Annotated in this window: 13 protein-coding genes and 1 tRNA gene; 7 read left to right on the top strand and 7 right to left on the bottom strand. The window is 70.8% G+C overall.

Features of this window, described 5'->3' with window-relative positions; translation table 11 throughout:
- Positions 1-6 precede the first annotated feature (6 nt).
- Complete coding sequence (locus BLT28_RS17675; protein WP_030429706.1) at positions 7-1,146, top strand: trans-sulfuration enzyme family protein; 1,140 nt, start codon at positions 7-9, stop codon at positions 1,144-1,146.
- 94 nt (positions 1,147-1,240) lie between these two features.
- Here BLT28_RS17675 and BLT28_RS17670 read toward each other — a convergent pair whose 3' ends face one another.
- The gene (locus BLT28_RS17670) at positions 1,241-2,704 is read right to left on the bottom strand and encodes a pyridoxal phosphate-dependent decarboxylase family protein (protein WP_063766577.1); all 1,464 of its coding nucleotides are present in this window, start codon (positions 2,702-2,704) and stop codon (positions 1,241-1,243) included.
- A gap of 188 nt (positions 2,705-2,892) precedes the next feature.
- On the opposite strand from BLT28_RS17670, the gene BLT28_RS17665 reads away from it, so the two are divergent.
- On the top strand, positions 2,893-3,552 hold the full coding sequence (locus tag BLT28_RS17665) for a hypothetical protein (protein ID WP_030429704.1): 660 nt from the start codon (positions 2,893-2,895) through the stop codon (positions 3,550-3,552).
- A gap of 3 nt (positions 3,553-3,555) precedes the next feature.
- On the opposite strand, the gene BLT28_RS17660 is transcribed toward BLT28_RS17665, so the two are convergent.
- Positions 3,556-4,143 carry a CGNR zinc finger domain-containing protein gene (locus BLT28_RS17660; RefSeq protein ID WP_231950815.1) on the bottom strand — a complete coding sequence of 196 codons (588 nt, stop codon included), beginning with the start codon at positions 4,141-4,143 and terminating at the stop codon, positions 3,556-3,558.
- A 145-nt stretch (positions 4,144-4,288) separates the two neighbouring features.
- Between BLT28_RS17660 and BLT28_RS17655 the strand changes: the two genes are divergently transcribed.
- From BLT28_RS17655 to BLT28_RS17640, 4 genes are read left to right on the top strand one after another with little or no spacing between them, the layout of a single operon-like run.
- Complete coding sequence (locus tag BLT28_RS17655) at positions 4,289-4,741, top strand: VOC family protein (RefSeq protein WP_030429702.1); 453 nt, start codon at positions 4,289-4,291, stop codon at positions 4,739-4,741.
- A gap of 26 nt (positions 4,742-4,767) precedes the next feature.
- Positions 4,768-5,652 carry a pyridoxamine 5'-phosphate oxidase family protein gene (locus tag BLT28_RS17650; protein WP_030429701.1) on the top strand — a complete coding sequence of 295 codons (885 nt, stop codon included), beginning with the start codon at positions 4,768-4,770 and terminating at the stop codon, positions 5,650-5,652.
- A 10-nt stretch (positions 5,653-5,662) separates the two neighbouring features.
- On the top strand, positions 5,663-5,854 hold the full coding sequence (locus BLT28_RS17645) for a ferredoxin (RefSeq protein WP_030429700.1): 192 nt from the start codon (positions 5,663-5,665) through the stop codon (positions 5,852-5,854).
- 3 nt (positions 5,855-5,857) lie between these two features.
- Positions 5,858-6,967 (top strand): NAD(P)/FAD-dependent oxidoreductase, encoded by a 1,110-nt coding sequence (locus tag BLT28_RS17640; RefSeq protein ID WP_197684044.1) that lies wholly within the window; start codon positions 5,858-5,860, stop codon positions 6,965-6,967.
- Here the strand turns inward: BLT28_RS17640 and BLT28_RS17635 are convergent.
- The 5 genes from BLT28_RS17635 to BLT28_RS17615 all read right to left on the bottom strand — a co-directional run bounded on the left by BLT28_RS17635 (position 6,964) and on the right by BLT28_RS17615 (position 15,975).
- Complete coding sequence (locus BLT28_RS17635; RefSeq protein WP_043811576.1) at positions 6,964-9,075, bottom strand: diguanylate cyclase; 2,112 nt, start codon at positions 9,073-9,075, stop codon at positions 6,964-6,966. The genes BLT28_RS17640 and BLT28_RS17635 overlap by 4 nt on opposite strands.
- A 175-nt stretch (positions 9,076-9,250) precedes the next feature.
- On the bottom strand, positions 9,251-10,966 hold the full coding sequence (gene treZ, locus BLT28_RS17630) for a malto-oligosyltrehalose trehalohydrolase (protein WP_030429697.1): 1,716 nt from the start codon (positions 10,964-10,966) through the stop codon (positions 9,251-9,253).
- Positions 10,959-13,238 carry a malto-oligosyltrehalose synthase gene (gene treY / locus BLT28_RS17625; RefSeq protein ID WP_030429696.1) on the bottom strand — a complete coding sequence of 760 codons (2,280 nt, stop codon included), beginning with the start codon at positions 13,236-13,238 and terminating at the stop codon, positions 10,959-10,961. Before treY ends, treZ begins: the two co-directional genes overlap by 8 nt.
- Positions 13,235-15,361, bottom strand: coding sequence for a glycogen debranching protein GlgX (gene glgX, locus BLT28_RS17620; RefSeq protein ID WP_030429695.1), 2,127 nt, complete (start codon positions 15,359-15,361; stop codon positions 13,235-13,237). Before glgX ends, treY begins: the two co-directional genes overlap by 4 nt.
- An 80-nt stretch (positions 15,362-15,441) precedes the next feature.
- Positions 15,442-15,975 carry an AAA family ATPase gene (locus BLT28_RS17615; protein WP_172806518.1) on the bottom strand — a complete coding sequence of 178 codons (534 nt, stop codon included), beginning with the start codon at positions 15,973-15,975 and terminating at the stop codon, positions 15,442-15,444.
- A 54-nt stretch (positions 15,976-16,029) separates the two neighbouring features.
- On the opposite strand from BLT28_RS17615, the gene BLT28_RS17610 reads away from it, so the two are divergent.
- Positions 16,030-16,106 (top strand) — tRNA-Leu (locus BLT28_RS17610).
- Positions 16,107-16,118: the final 12 nt, after the last annotated feature.

Below are 16,118 nucleotides of genomic sequence, written 5' to 3'. Positions count from 1 at the left end.
CGTGCCGTGCACGTCCGTGCACCGCACCTGGAAGGCGTCCGGCCGCTCAGCCTGCCGATCTTCCAGACCTCCAGCTTCGCCTTCACCGATTCCGAGAGCCTGGCCGACGCGCTGGCCGGCCCGGACGGCTCCTACGCCTACAGCAGGTACGGCAACCCCACCACCCGCGCGCTCGAAGAGGCCGTCGCGGACCTCGAAGGCGGGGTCGCCGCCGTGGCCACCGCGTCGGGCATGGGCGCGATCAGCTCGGTGCTGCTGGCCCGGCTGCGCTCCGGTGACCACGTGATCGTGCAGAGCGCCCTCTACGGCGGCACCGTCTCCGTGCTGCGCGATCTCTCCGAGCGCTTCGGCATCGAGGTCAGCTACTTCTCCGGCGCGGCGGACGAGCTGGCCGCGGCGATCCGCCCGAACACCAAGCTGCTCTACCTGGAGACCATCGCCAACCCCACCACTCGGGTCAACGACCTGCCCGCGCTGGCCGCGATCGGCCGCGACGCGGGCCTGACCGTGGTGGTGGACAACACTTTCGCGTCGCCGATGTTGTGCAGGCCGCTGGAGCACGGGGCGCACATCGTGCTGCACTCCAGCACGAAGTTCCTCGGTGGCCACTCCGACATCATCGGCGGTGTCGTGGTGTTCGCCGAGGAGGAGCACCACCGAGAGACCTGGCACCAGGTGGTCGACTACGGCGCCTCCGCGGACCCGTTCGCGGCGTGGCTGACCGCGCGCGGGCTCCAGACCTTGTCGCTGCGCCAAGCGAAACAGTGCGCCAACGCGCGCGTCCTCGCCGAGCGCCTTTCAGAGCACCCCGCGATCGGCGCCGTGCGCTGGCCGGGCCTGACGAGCCATCCCGATCACGAGACGGCCGTCAAGCTGCTCGGCGACTTCGGCGCGCTGGTGAGCTTCGACATCGCCGAGGGGCACGAGGCCGCGGTCCGGTTCCTGGAACGAGTCCGGCTCGCGACGCTGGCCGTCTCCCTCGGCGGCGTGGAAACCCTTGTGCTGCAACCGTCTTCGAGCACGCACCGGCAACTGGACGCGTCCGGTCTCGCCGCGGCGGGCATCACCGAGGGCACCATCCGGATGTCGGTGGGCATCGAGCACGCCGAGGACCTATGGGCCGACCTGGCGCACGCGCTGGGCTGAGGGCCGGCGTGCGGGACCCGTGTTCGCGATAGCCGGGCCGAGCCCGCCCCTGGCGGCGTCGCCGGGCAGCCCACGTACAACACCGGTACGCGGCCTACCCGTCGTCTTGCCAGGAACGACCTCGATCCCGGCTCTCATCGAACGAGGCCCCGCACACCAGCCCCAGCTCCAGCACCACGTCGACGATGAGGTCGATGTCGGCGGGCCCGGTCCGCCAGTTCACGATGGCGGGCCGGAACGCCACCATCCCGCGGTGGAGGGTGGAGCCGAAGTGCACGCGCCCATCGGTGATCACCGCGTCGGCGATGGCGGAGTTGAGCGCGTCCAGCTCCGCGTCGGCGACGTCGTCCGGGTGGTAGCGGAAGCACACGATGTTCAGCGGCACGTCGGCGAGCAGTTCCAGGCACGGCTCGCGGCGGACGCGCTCGGCGAGCCGCTGCGCCAGGTCGAGGTGCCGCTCGACCATCCTGCGGTAGCCGGAACGGCCGTAGGCGGCCAGCGTCGCCCACACCGCGAAAGCCCTTGCCCTGCGCGAACTCTCCGGGCCGAGGTTGCCGTAGTTGGGGCGCTCCGGGTCCACACCGGGCAGGTAGGCGGCGGTGTTGGTGAAGACCGGCCCGAGCAGCTCCGGCTGCCGCACGAACGCGAAACCGCAGTCGTAGGCCACGTTCAGCCACTTGTGCCCGTCCGAGCCGACTGAGTTCGCCCTTTCCACCCCGGCGACCAGGTGCCGCGTCCGCTCGGAAACGGCGGCGAACAACCCGAACGCGCCGTCCACGTGCAGCCACGCGCCGAACTCCTCGGCGAGGTCGGCCAGCTCGGGGATCGGGTCGAACGCGCCGGTGTTCACCTCGCCGGCGCTGGCCGAGATGATCGCCGGGGCGCCGCCGAGCGAGGCCAGGTCCGCGCGCATCCCGGCCAGGTCGACGCTGCCGTCCTCGCGGCGGTGGAAGCGCACCGAGGAGCGGCCGATCCCGAGCATCCCCAACGACTTCACCGCACTGGAGTGCAGGTACCCGCTCGCCAGCACCGGGACCCGCGGCAGCCCGGACAGGCCGTCGACGTCCACGTCCACCCCGTGCCTGGCGGCCCACCAGCGGCGCGCGCAGGCGAGACCGACGAAGTTCGCCATCGTCGCACCGGAGGTGATCACCCCGGACCACTCCGCGGGCAAGCCGAAGAGCTCTCGCAACCAGCGCAGCGCCAGGACCTCCGTGTGCGCGCCGACCGGGGAGCTGACCCACATGCCGGTGTTCTGGTCGGCCGTGGAGGTGAGCATGTCCGCGGCGAGCGCGGCCGGGGTCACCCCGCCGATGACGAAGTGGAAGAACCGCGGTCCCGCCGAGCGGATCGCCGTCTCCAGCAGCCGTTGCGACAGCTCGGTCACCGCACCGGCGGCGCCCAGCCCCTCCTCCGGCAGCGCCAGGTCGCCGGGCGGCAGTCCGGACTCCGTCGCCTCCGGCCGGACCAGCGCGTCGGGCGGGGCGGTGAGCAGTTTCCGTTGGTAGCCGGCGACCAGTTCGAGCAATTCGACGCTCTCGTCGGGAAACGGCGGCACGGGTTCCCCCTTTCAGTGGTCATCCCACCCTTCGCGCTGCCGTGATGTGCGGTCAACGGCCAATTCCGCGTTGCTGGCCCGTGAATCCTTCGATAAGGCGGACCTTCGGCAGGAGGGAGTGCGCGCGCTGACATACGCTGCTCCCGCGGGATTTCGCGCCCGGCGACGATTCAGGGAGAAGGCAGGCGATGACCGGATCGGCACAGGAGCGGCTGGCCGCGGCCCAACGGCAGTTCGACGAGGGCGGCGGGGAGAACCGGTTGATCCGGCTGATCGAGACCGGGCAGGCACCGCTGTCGGTGATCGGCAAGCTCGCCGCCGAGCAGCACCGGGTGATCACCAGCGACTGGCGGGCCTTCCTCACCCTGGCCGCCCGTGCCGAGGAGCCCAACGCGCGGCAGTTCTTCTCCGGGCTCGCCGCGGGAGAGGCCGTCGCACTGGAGCGGGTGGCGATGCTCGCGCGGCGCTGCGGCATGGACGCCGAGGCGGTCCGCGCCTACCGGACGCAGCCCGGCTGCCAGTCCTACCCGTCCTACGTCGCCTCGCTCGCGCTCAACGGCGACCCGCTGGACGTGCTGGTCACCCTCGTCGCCGGGTTCGGCGGCTGGGGCGGCTACTGCGCTTCGGCGTCGAGGGGACTGCGCGAGCACTACGGCTTCGACGACGAGGGCTGCGGGTTCTTCGACCTCTTCGCCGATCCGCAGCCGGAGAGCGACCGGTTGGCGCAGGCCGCGGTCGAAGCGGGCATCGCGGCGGGCTGGACCGGCGCGGCCGTCGAGGACCAGGTCCGCCTGCTCCAGCACTACGAGCACCAGTTCTGGAACACCCTCGCCGATCTCGGCGAGTAGTCCTCAGCTCGACTTCGCGGAGCGGTGCCGCTCGTAGTGCCGGGCGGCACGGGCGCGGTTGCTGCACCCCGGGGAGCACCATCCCCGGCGCGGGTGGTCCTTGCCGAAGTAGAGCACGCATCCCGGGCCGTAGCAGGCCCGCAGCGCCTCGGCGTCCTCGGTGAACAGGCGAGCCGCCGCCAGTCCGAGCACGGAGAGGGCGTGGCTCGCGCCCTGAGCGGAGGTCGTCCACTCCAGCGCCAGGTCCGCACCGCGCCGGACCAGCAGCGGCGTTCTGGCCACGGCGACGGAGTTGAGCTCGGCGATCGCCGTGTCGAGGTCCTTCGTCGCCGAAGCCGCCACGGGCCGCTCGTCGGCGGTCACGTGGGCGGCGACGCGCCGCAGCGCGTCGCGCAGGCGCCGGAACGCGGCGAGATCCGCCGAGTCCACTGTGGACTCCGCGGGAATGCCGGACCGCCCGAGCCATTCCTCCAGGCCGCGCACCGTGCCCAGGTCGTCGTGGCGCCCGTGGCGGTCCGCCCAGATCGTGTTCATCAGCCGGATCGGCAGCGGCTCCTCCGGGAGCAGGTACGCGATCTCGTCGGCGCTCACGTGCCCTCCTCGTCCCGGCTGCCGCTCGATGCTAGCCCTCCCCGATTCTAACGCTGTGACTGTTGACAAGCGTTAGAAGACGTGTGAGGGTCATTCTAACGAAAGCAGTACCACCAATCGTTAGAACGCGATCCGGGAGGACCCGATGGGCGCACCCGCCCTCAAGGCCGGCCACGTCGGCATCAACGTCACCGACCTCGACCGCTCCACCGCCTTCTACCGCCGCGTCCTCGACGTCGACGTGCTCGGCTCCAGCGCGGAGGCCGACCGGCGGTTCGCCTTCCTCGGCAAGGACGGCGCGCTGCTGGTGACGCTCTGGCAGCAGAGCGGCGGGGCTTTCGCCACCGACCGCCCCGGGCTGCACCACATGTCCTTCGAGGTCCCCGACATCGCCGACGTGCGCCGCGCCGAGAGCACCCTGCGCGAGCTCGGGGTCGAGGTCCTGCACGACGGCGTGGTGCCGCACGGCGAGGGTGCCTCCTCCGGCGGCGTGTTCTTCCACGACCCGGACGGCATCCGGCTGGAGATCTACGCGCCCAGCGGCGCCGACACCGCGACCGCGCCCACGCCGGGCGCACCGACCTGCGGCTTCTTCTGATCCGTCACCGCACTCTGGAGGTTCTCGTGCACCACCCCGGCGAACAGCGGCTCCAGTCACGGACCGGCGTCCCCGGCCCGTGGGGGTCGGCGCAGGTCGGCCCGGACATCCCGGCGGTGGCCGCCGAGTTCCTCCGCTCCCAGCGCCTGGTCGTCCTCGGTGCCGCCGATGACGAGGGCGCGGTGTGGGCGAGCCCCGTCGCAGGGCCGCCCGGCTTCGTCCGCGCGGCGGGGGAGCGGACCGTCCTGGTGGACCGGCGGCCGGTCCACCAGGACCCGCTCGCCACCGCCTTCGACGACGACAGGGACATCGGCGTGCTGGCCATCGAACCGGCCACCCGGCGACGGATGCGGGTCAACGGCAGGGCGAGGCAGTCCGGCGACACGCTCGTACTGCACACCGAGCAGGTCTATTCCAACTGCCCCAAGTACATCCAGACCCGCACCGTCACCGGCGACGACACCGCGTCCGCTGCACCGGCCGCGCGCGCGGCGACTCAGCTGGACGCGGACCAGCGGGCGTGGATCGCCTCCGCGGACACCTTCTTCATCGCCACGCACGTGCCGGGCCTCGGCGCCGACGCCTCCCACCGCGGCGGCAATCCCGGCTTCGTCACCGTCACCGGTGACCGGCGGCTCAGCTGGCCGGACTACGTCGGCAACTCCATGTTCATGACCCTGGGCAACCTCGAACTCGATCCCCGCGCCGGACTGCTGTTCCTCGACTGGGAGCGCGGCGCCACCCTCCAGCTCACCGGCCGCGCCAGGACGGACTGGGACCAGCGCCGCGCGGCGTCCGTGCCGGGGGCGCAGCGCGTCGTCGACTTCGAGCTCGACCGGGTCGTGGAGCTCACCGGGCTCGCCCTGCCGCGGTGGGCCTTCGGCAAGTACTCCCGATTCAACCCCGTGTGAAGGACATCCGATGCGCGTCCACGTCGACCGAGACGTCTGCGAGATCCACGCCCAATGCGTCTTCGCCGCCCCTGAGGTCTTCGACCTCGACGCCGACGACGAACTGGTCTACGACCCAGCCCCTGCGGCGGAGCACGGCGAGGCCGTGCGGCAGGCGGAGCGCCTGTGCCCGGTCCGCGCGATCACGCTCACCGAGGAGTGATGCGTGGACCGGATCGTCGTGGTCGGCGCTGGACCGGCGGGCATGTCCGCCGCCCAGGAGCTGCGCGCGGGCGGGCACACCGGCGAGATCGTCGTGGTCGGTGCCGAACCGCACCGGCCGTACCGGCGCCCTCCGCTCTCCAAGGAGTTCCTCCTCGGCGAGCACGCCCGCGCACCCCTGCTCCACGACGACCTCCGGCTCACCTGGCTGCGCGGCCGCACCGCGACCGGGCTCGACCTCCGTGCCCGGCAGGTGCTGCTCGACGACCGGCGGCTGATCGACTTCGATGGTCTCGTGATCGCCACGGGAGTCCGGCCGCGTCGGCTGCCGCACATCACCCCGGCGCTGGTGCTGCGCACCTTGGACGACGCGCGGGCACTGCGGGCGCGGTTGGCCTCGCGTCCGCGGGTCGTGGTCGTGGGAGCGGGATTCCTCGGCGGTGAGATCGCCGCGACGGCCCGGGAACTCGGCCTTTCCGTGTCCATTGTGGACAGATCGGTCGTTCCCCTGCACCGGGCGCTCGGACCCGTTGTCGGGCAGCTCATGGCCGAGCTGCACCGGGAACACGGGGTCCGGCTGCACCCGGGGCGCACCGTGGAAGCGGTGAACAGCACGGGAACGGTGCGCCTCGACGACGGCACGGTGCTGGAGGCGGACCTGCTGATCACCGCGCTCGGGTCGCGGCCGGAAACGGAGTGGGTACGGGGCTCCGGTCTGGACGTCGACAACGGCGTCCTGGTGGACGACGACGGGTTGGCCGCCCCCGGCGTCATCGCCGCCGGGGATGTCGCGCGCTGGCCACAACCATTGCTGGACGGGCAACCGCGTCGGGTCGAACACCACGTGACCGCTGTGGAACAGGCGGCGCGAGCGGCTCGCGCGCTGCTCGGGCTGCCCTGCGGACCGGCTCCGATCCCGTCGTTCTGGTCCCACCTGTACGGCAGGCGGCTCCAGGCCGTCGGCCACACCGGTGCCGCCTACGAGTCACAGTTGGTCGCGACGGCTCCAGGTGGCCGCTTCCTCGCCGAGTACCGCTCGCGCGGGCGGCTCGTCGGCGCCGTCGCCGTGGGAATGTCCCGCGACCTCGCCGCCCTCCGCCGCGAGCTGGTCTAGGCGTTGGTCTGCCGCCGCTCGGAGGTGTGCGAGCGGAGCCGCCGCAGATCGCCCACGGTGCCCTTCTCCTGCAGCTCCAGGAACAGGTTCACCACCGCCGGGTCGAACTGGGTGCCGCACCCGCGCCGCAGCTCCTGCCGGGCCTCCTCCTCGGTCAGCGCCGTCTGGTACGGGCGGTCGGACAGCATCGCCGCCCACGCGTCGCACACCGCGATGATCTTCGCCTCGATGGTGATCTCGGAGTCGCGCAGCCGCCGCGGGTAGCCGGTGCCGTCCGGCCGCTCGTGGTGCTGACGGATGATCTCCGCGACCGCCTCGCAGCCGGGGACCGCCGAGACCATCCGGTAGCCGCTGTCCGGGTGCTGCCGCATCAGCTCCCACTCCTGCGCGGACAGCCGCGCGGGCTTGGCCAGCACCTCCGGTGGGATGACGATCTTGCCGACGTCGTGCAGCCGCCCGGCCAGCTCCGCGCGGCGCACCCCGGCCTCGTCGTGGCCCAGCTCGGCCGCCAGCAGCCGCGCCCACCGCGCGATCGCCCTGCTGTGCTCGTAGGTCGACAGCACCGCGTCCACCTCGTCGGCCAGGTGCCCGAGGTAGTCGATCATGCCCGTGTGCTCGCCGAGCCCGGGGCCAAGCTCCGGCGCGGTGCCGATCACCACCCGGTCGCGGCCCCTGGCCTTGGCGGAGTACAGCGCCCGGTCGGCGATCGCGATCAGCTCGTCCGGCCGCGTTCCGTGCAGCGGGTACGCCGCGATGCCCACCGACACGGTGACCGCCAGCCAGGTCTCCTCCGACACCGCGATCGGGCTGCTGGCCACCTGGTGCCGCAGCCGCTCGGCGATCCTGGGCAGCTCGTCCAGCTCGGTGTCGCGGGCCAGCAGCGCGAACTCCTCGCCGCCGTAGCGGGCCAGCACGTCACCGGCCCTGGTGGCCTTGCGCAGCCGCTCGGCGATCTCGATCAGCGCCTGGTCGCCCGCGGGGTGCCCGTAGTGGTCGTTGATCGACTTGAAGTGGTCGACGTCGATGATCAGCACCGCGAACGCGCTCTCGCTGCGCTGCGCCCTGCCGACCTCCAGCGGCAGCTGCGCCTCGAAGAAGCGCCGGGTGTGCAGCTTGGTCAGCGGATCGGTGATGGCCAGCCGCCGCTGGTCCGAGACCAGATCCGCCAGCCGCGCGATGACCAGCAGGAACAGCAGCGCGCACGCGATGGCGATCACCGGGACGTCGTGCAGCGAGCCGTTGGCGTTCTGCACCAGCAGCGTCAGCGGCGCCACCAGGGCCGCGGCGATCAGCACCGCGATCCGGGACGGGCCCAGGTGCTTGTCCACGGTCGGCGCGCGGTCGGCCAGCTGGGTCATCGTCGGGTGCAGCGCCGCCGCCCCGAGCGCGAGGTTGGCCGCCAGCCAGATCGCGTCGATGAAGTTGCCGACCCAGTAGTTCTCGCCCAGCCGCATCAGGCTGTAGATCGTGTCCGCCGCGAAGATCCCGAACAGGTTCGCGCACAGCAGCGAGAACGCGGCGGGGCGCTGCCCCGGCCCGAGCAGCAGCCGCAGGCCGACGGCCAGCATGACCAGGTCCATCAGCGGGAAGGTCATCAGGAACGCCCTGACCAGCGCGGGCGAGTTCGACACCGTCGGCGGCCCGATCAGGTACAGCCAGGTCAGCATCGCCGCGACGACCGCGAGCACGGCCGCGTCGAGCAGCCCGGGCAGGTCACCGCCGGGGCTGCGCCTGCGGATCAGCAGCAGCAGACCGGCCACGACCAGCGGGTAGTGGCTGATGTAGATCGGGTCGGCGTACCCGGGGAACCCGGTCTTGCCGAAGATGTAGTGCGAGATGTAGAAGGTCGCGTCCGCGCTGGCGTAGACCACCTGGCTCAGCCCGAGCAGCAACCACGGCACCCACACCCGCGGCCGGTACCGGAACAGCCCGACGAACACCGCGACCGCGGCGGAGCTGGTGATCAGGCAGTAGGTGAGCAGGCGGCCCCAGACGCCGAAGCCCTCCTCCGCCGGGATCACGTAGTAGCCGCCGACCCCGGCGAGACCGATCAGCAGGTAGGCCAGCCAAGCCTTGCCGGGAAGCGGTTTCGGGCCCCGTGAGTTCATTGAGACCTCTCATCCGTTCCCGACGTCGCCGACCGCGATCCGTACATCACGTATCGGCAACGAATCATGCCTGATCCGTGCGCGGCGCGACACTGCCGGACCATTTGACTTCTTATCGGCAGGGGGCGCTACCTGCACAAGTGCGGGATGCGGAGCTGAACGGGTGTTTCTCGCGTCAATCGCACTCGACGATCACGAAGGTTTCGGCGGAGAGCCGAAGTGTTTCCCCGTCGAGAACCGCTTCACCGTTCTGGAGCAACGTCTCGCGGGCGGAGGGGAGCGGAATGTCGACGGCTTCGGCGCCGAGATTGCACACCACGCGCAGCGATCCCCTGTGCAGCACCAGCCATCGGGCGTCCTCGTCGTGGTCCACGCGCAGCAGGTGCAGCCGCGGATCGGTCAGCTCCGGCCGTGCCCGGCGCAACCGGATCAGGGCGCGGTAGATCTCCAGCAGCTCGCGGTGATGTCCTTCTCGGGCTTCTTCCCACCTCAACTTCGAACGTTCGAATGTCGCGGTGTCCATCGGATCGGGGACCTCGGCCTCACCCCAGCCGTGCTCGCCGAACTCCCGCCGCCGTCCCGTGCGCACCGCCTCGGCCAGCCCCGGATCGGGGAAGGAGGCGAAGAACTGCCACGGCGTGCTCGCGCCCCACTCCTCACCCATGAACAACATCGGCGTGTACGGAGAGCCGAGCACGATCGCCGCCGCGCACCCCAGCAGACCGGGGGAGAGCGTCGCCGTCAGACGGTCACCGGTGGCGCGGTTGCCGATCTGGTCGTGGTTCTGCGAGTACGCGAGGAACCGGTAGCCCGGCAGGCGCCGCGTGTCGACCGGTCTGCCGTGCGTGCGGCCCCGGAACGACGACCAGGTGCCCGCGTGGAAGAACACTCCGCGCAGCGTGTTCGCCAACGACTCCAGCGACCCGAAATCCGCGTAGTAGCCCTGCCGTTCGCCGGTTAGCGCCGTGTGCAGGCAGTGGTGCAGGTCATCGCTCCACTGCGCGCCAAGGCCGAAACCGCCCGCCTCGCGCGAGGTCACCAGCTTCGCGTCGTTGAGGTCGGACTCGGCGATCAGCGACAACGGCCTGCCGACGTGCGCGGAGAGCGCGTCCGTCTCCTCGGCCAGCTGTTCCAGCAGGTGCGTCGCGCTGCGGTCGACCAGGGCGTGCACCGCGTCCAGCCGCAGCCCGTCGAGGTGGAAGTCCCGCAACCAGCCCAGCGCGTTGTCCAGCACGTAGCGCCGCACTTCGTCCGAGCCCGGCCCGTCGAGGTTCAGCGAGGCACCCCAGATGTTCTGCCCGGCGAAGTACGGCCCGAAGCGCTCCAGATTCGCCCCGGACGGCCCCAGGTGGTTGTGCACCACGTCGAGCAGCACGCCGAGCCCGCGCCGGTGACAGGCGTCCACGAAGCGCTTGAACCCGTCCGGCCCGCCGTAGGGCTCGTGCACCGCGTACCAGAGCACGCCGTCGTAGCCCCACCCGTGCGGCCCGTCGAAGGCGTTGACCGGCATCACCTCGACGAGGTCGATCCCCAGGTCCACCAAGTGGTCCAGGCGTTCGATCGCGGAGTCGAAGGTGCCCTCGGCGGTGAACGTGCCGATGTGCAGCTCGTAGATCACCGCACCCGGCAGCGCTCGCCCGGTCCAGTCCTGGTCGGTCCACTCGAAGGCGTCGTGGTCGTAGCGCCTCGACCGCCCGAAGACCCCGTTGGGCTGCCACGGCGATCGCGGGTCTGGCTGTTCCGCCGGGTCGTCGTCCAGCAGGAACGCGTAGTCACCGTGCTCGGGCACGTCCCCGCGCCACCACCCGTCGCCGTCGCGCCGCAGCTCAACGGTCGCGTCCCCCACGACCGCCCGCACCCGCTCGCGCTCCGGGGCCCAGACCTCAATCATGTTTCCTCACAAGCAGTGCGACAGGGTAGGGGCTGAGCAGATCCGCCAGCAGCGGAGCGCGGGACGCCACGGCCCGCCCGGTGATCACATCGGTCCACGAGCCGTCGAACAACGGCAACCGCGTGTCACCCCAGCCACCCGAAGCGTTGAGCCCCAACGGCAACCGGGTCGCCACGGCCACCAAGTCGTTGCTGCGGGCGAAAGCCACCGCGTGCCGCGCCGCGACACCCTCAGCCCGCATCGCCCGGTACCCGTTGAACAGCTCCGGCCGATCCCGCCGCAACCGCAACGTCCGCGCCGTGACGAGCAGCTTCGCCGACCCCAGCTCGTCCAGGTCCGGCAACCAGCCGGCGTCCAGGCGCCGCAACAACATCCGGCGCGCCTCGAAGTCCACCGGCCGCCGGTTGTCCGGGTCGACCAGCGAGTAGTCCCACAGCTCGGTTCCCTGGTACACATCGGGAACACCCGGCCCGGCGAGCTGGAGGAGCTTCTGCCCCAGGGAGTTCGACCAGCCCGGCGTGCGAACGAGTTCCAGCAGCCTTTCCAGGTCGGCCTGCAGTTCCGCGTCCGCCAGCACATCGCGAACCCACTGCTGCACCTGCTCGTCGAACGCCTCGTCCGGGTCGACCCACGTCGTGCGCAGCTTGGCTTCCTTGGCGGCCTTGGCCAGATAGCCGCCCAGCCGGTCCGCGTCGATCGGCCACGCCCCGACGAGCGTCTGCCACGCCAACAGGTTCAGCGTCGGCTCGGGCAGCGGGCGGCGCGCGGTCCACCGCCGCACCGCCGCGGCGAACTCCTCCGGGATCTCGCTGAGCACGGCGAGGCGCGCGCGGACGTCCTCGGAGCGCTTGGTGTCGTGAGTGGACAGTGTGGTCATCGTGCTCGGCCAGCCCGCCTGCCGCGCCGACCACTTCGCGTGGAACTCCTCCACGCCGACGCCGAACCGGTCGAACGCGCCGCCCACCTCGTTCAACGCGGCGAAGCGGGTCAGCCGGTAGCCCGCGGTGTCCTCGACACCCTTGGCCATCACCATCGCCGAGGTCTGCTGAACCCGTTGCGTCAGCTCGCTTTCCGGCTCCGCCCGCATCCGCTCGCCGATCGAGGCGATCACCTCGGCCAGGTCCGGCCGCGCCCGGCACGCCGTCTCCACCGCCACCTGGAGGTGCCCGTCGCCCTCCGGCAAGTAGCTGCGGTACACCGGGAACGCGGCCAGCAGCTCCGCGACCGCCGCTTCCGCGTTCTCGTCACGCAGCAGCCGCGCGATCCGCTTGACCTCAGCCCGCAGCATCACGTTCGCGGCAGTGCGCTTGCACCCGTGCTCGACCTCGTGGACGCTCACCGGAACCCCGGCCTCCGCGGCGAGCGCCGTCACCGCGGCTTCACCGGCCGGGTCGATGAACAACCCGCAGACCTCGCGCAGCGCCTCGTACCCCGTCGTGCCGTCCACCGGCCACGACGGCGGCAGTTCCTCTTCTGGCCCAAGGATTTTCTCCACCACGAGCCACGCTTCCGGAGCTGCCGCGCGCAACCGCCGCATGTACTCGCCCGGCGCCGTCAGCCCGTCCGGATGGTCGATGCGCAGCCCCGTGACCTCGCCTGCGGCCACCCATCGCAGCAGTTCCGCATGCGCCGCCTCGAAAACCTCCGGGTCCTCCACCCGCACCGCGGCCAGCTCGTTGATGTCGAAGAAGCGCCGATAGGTCAGCTCCGCCGACGCGCGCCGCCACGACACCAGCCGATAGTGCTGGCGCGCGTGCACATCCCGCGCCGACCCTTCACCGGTGCCCGGCGCGAGCGGGAACGCGTGCTCGTAGTACACGAGCCGATCGTCCTCAACGCGCAGGTCGTCCTCAGCGTCGTCGCTGCCCAGCACCGGGATCAGGATCGGCCCGCGGCTCCAGTCGATGTCGAAGTACTTGGCGTGCGCCGAATCCCGGCCGTGCTTGAGCACGTCCCACCACCAGGCGTTGGCCTCCGGCTTCGCCACGCCCATGTGGTTCGGGACCACGTCGACGACCAAGCCCATCCCGAGCTTGCGCAGCCGCTCCGCGAGCTGCCGCCGCTGGTCCTCGCCACCGAGCGCTTCGGAAACCCGCGTCGCGTCGGCCACGTCGTAGCCGTGCGTGGAGCCGGGCGCCGCCTGCAACACCGGCGACGCGTACACCGCCCCAGCACCAAGGAGATCCAGGTAGTCCGCGAGCTCCGACACATCCGCGAACGTGCAACCCGGACCGAGCTGCAGGCGGTAGGTCGAGCTTGGTGCCGGGCTCATCGGGTGCGCTGCAACACGACGAGGGACCGGTCCGCGAGCGTGATCCGCTGCCCACCCAGGACCGCGTGGTTCGGCGTGGACCGGTCGTCCGCGAACACCTCGCCCGAGGCCGTGTCCACCACGACCGCCCACTCCTCGCCGTAGCCGCCGTCAGGCACGGTCACCTCGATCTCCCCGTCATGTCCGTTGAAGCACAACAGGAACGAGTCGTCGGTGACCAGCTCACCGCGTTCGTCCCGGTCCGTCAGTCCCTCGCCGTTCAGGAAGACGATGACGCACTTGCCGAACCCGGCTTCCCAGTCCTCTTCCGTCATCTCGCGACCGGATGGGGTGAACCAGGCGATGTCCCGCAGTTCGTCCCCGCGCCGCAACGGACGCCCCCGGAAGAACCGCTGCCTGCGGAACACGGGGTGCGTGCGTCGCAACGTCAGCATCGAGGACGTGAACTCGTACAGGTCCTCGTGCTCCGCCGCACGCTTCCAATCCACCCAGCTTAGTTCGTTGTTCTGGCAGTAGGCGTTGTTGTTGCCGCGCTGCGTCCGCCCGATCTCGTCACCGTGCGAGAGCATCGGCACGCCCTGGGACACCGCGAGCGTGGCGATGAAGTTGCGGACCTGCCTGCGCCGCAAGGCGTTCACGCCCTCGTCGTCCGTCGGACCCTCCACCCCGCAGTTCCACGACCGGTTGTCGGAGTGCCCGTCGTTGTTGTCCTCGCCGTTGTCCTCGTTGTGCCGCTCGTTGTAGGCGACCAGGTCCGCCATCGTGAAGCCGTCGTGCGCCGTCACGAAGTTGATCGAGGCGAACGGCTTGCGCCCGTCGTCCTGGTACAGGTCCGACGAACCCGTGATCCGCGAGGCGAACTCGCCCAGCGTCGCGGGCTCCCCGCGCCAGAAGTCGCGCACCGTGTCCCGGTACTTCCCGTTCCACTCCGTCCACAGTGGAGGGAAGTTGCCCACCTGGTAGCCGCCGGGGCCGACGTCCCACGGCTCCGCGATCAGCTTGGCGCGGCTGATGATCGGGTCCTGCTGCACGATGTCGAAGAAGGCGCTCAGCCGGTCCACGTCGTAGAACTCGCGCGCCAGCGTCGAGGCCAGGTCGAACCGGAACCCGTCCACGTGCATCTCCGTGACCCAGTACCGCAACGAGTCCATGATCAGCTGCAACGTGTGCGGATCGCGGGCGTTGAGCGAGTTCCCCGTGCCCGTGTAGTCCATGTAGTAGCGCGGGTCGTCCTCGACCAGCCGGTAGTACGCCGTGTTGTCGATCCCGCGCAGGCTCAGCGTCGGGCCGAGGTGGTTGCCCTCCGCGGTGTGGTTGTAGACCACGTCCAGGATGACCTCGATGCCCGCCTGGTGCAGTGAACGCACCATCGCCTTGAACTCCTGCACCTGGCTGCCCTGCATCGTCTGCGAGGCGTAGGCGTCGTGCGGCGCGAAGTAGCCGAGCGTGTTGTAGCCCCAGTAGTTCGTCAGCCCGCGCTCCACCAGCGAGTGCTCCGGGATGAACTGGTGCACCGGCATCAGCTCGACCGCCGTCACCCCGAGCTTCGTCAGGTAGTCGATCATCACCGGGTGCGCCAGGCCCGCGTACGTGCCGCGCAGCTCCATCGGGATGTCCGGGTGGTCGATCGTCAGTCCGCGCACGTGCGCCTCGTAGATCACCGACTTGTGGTACGGCGTCCGCGGCGCCCGGTCCTCCGACCAGTCGAAGAACGGGTTGATCACCACCGCCTTCGGCACGTACGGCGCCGAGTCCAGCTCGTTGAGCTCGTCCGGATCGTCGAAGCGGTAGTCGAACAGCGCCTCGTGCCACTCCAGCTGCCCGTCCACCGCCTTCGCGTACGGGTCCAGCAGCAGCTTCGCCGGATTGCACCGCAACCCGTTCTCGGGCTCGTGCGGGCCGTGCACCCGGTAGCCGTAGCGCTGCCCCGGCACCACGTGCGGCAGGTAGCCGTGCCACACGAAGGCGTCCACCTCGTGCAACCGCACCCGCGTCTCCGCGCCCGACTCGTCGAAGAGGCAGAGCTCGACCTTCGTGGCGACACTGGAGAACAGGGCGAAGTTCGTGCCAGTGCCGTCGTAGCTCGCACCCAGCGGATAGGACTGACCCGGCCACGGCTGCATGTCGTCTCCTCAGGGTGGCGTTGCCGAGTGGGTAGTTACCAGCGGGACGATCACGTAAACGCCACTCGATCCTGATCGTTTCAGTCCCGCTCCGGCCCTCGCAACCCGACGAACGCGACCACCTTGTCAAGCCCCGGCCGATACCCGTCCGTCGTGTCCACCTCCATCCACGGCCCATCCACCCTGACCCGGTCGAACGGCCCGAGGTCCACCGGCTCGTCCTCGTGCGCGCGCCGCACCGGGTTCTCCCGCCACCTCCGCACCCGCCGCTCCATAGCCAGCTCCGCGTCCACCACGCAGTGCACGACCTTGACGTCCGCCAGGCCCTGCAGCGGCTCCAATCGCGGCCGCCAGACCCGATCCTGGAACGCCGCCTCCGCCACCACCGTCACCCCCGCGCGCAGCAGCTGCTCCACCACCCCGAAGAACACCGGCAACGCCTTCTTGTTCAGCTCGTCCCTGTCCGCACCCGGCGCCGCGTGCACCATCCCCTCCTTGATCTCGTCCCGGCACACCGCCGGACACCCCACTCGCCGCGCCAGCTCATGCGCCAACGTCGTCTTCCCCGCCCCCGCCGGCCCGCTCACCACCACCAACGTCGGCCGCACGCCCACCCCCGCACCCCGTCCGATATGATCAGCACCGCCACGTAGACTGCTTCACGGCACGCCCCCGTAGCCCAATCGGCAGAGGCAGCGGACTCAAAATCCGTCCAGTGTGCGTTCGAGTCGCACCGGGGGCACCACTGACACCTCTC

It is taken from the genome of Allokutzneria albata (assembly GCF_900103775.1).
In the GTDB taxonomy this organism is placed as follows: Bacteria; Actinomycetota; Actinomycetes; order Mycobacteriales; family Pseudonocardiaceae; genus Allokutzneria; species Allokutzneria albata.
Note: the sequence above shows the minus strand (reverse complement) of the source record. Positions and strands in the feature narration are given on the sequence as shown.

Coding starts and splice junctions, on each gene's coding strand:
- BLT28_RS17665 (WP_030429704.1), top strand. CDS start 2,893: ATGACCGGATCGGCACAGGAGCGGCTGGCCGCGGCCCAACGGCAGTTC.
- BLT28_RS17655 (WP_030429702.1), top strand. CDS start 4,289: ATGGGCGCACCCGCCCTCAAGGCCGGCCACGTCGGCATCAACGTCACC.
- BLT28_RS17645 (WP_030429700.1), top strand. CDS start 5,663: ATGCGCGTCCACGTCGACCGAGACGTCTGCGAGATCCACGCCCAATGC.
- BLT28_RS17635 (WP_043811576.1), bottom strand. CDS start 9,075: ATGAACTCACGGGGCCCGAAACCGCTTCCCGGCAAGGCTTGGCTGGCC.
- treZ (WP_030429697.1), bottom strand. CDS start 10,966: ATGATTGAGGTCTGGGCCCCGGAGCGCGAGCGGGTGCGGGCGGTCGTG.
- treY (WP_030429696.1), bottom strand. CDS start 13,238: ATGAGCCCGGCACCAAGCTCGACCTACCGCCTGCAGCTCGGTCCGGGT.
- glgX (WP_030429695.1), bottom strand. CDS start 15,361: ATGCAGCCGTGGCCGGGTCAGTCCTATCCGCTGGGTGCGAGCTACGAC.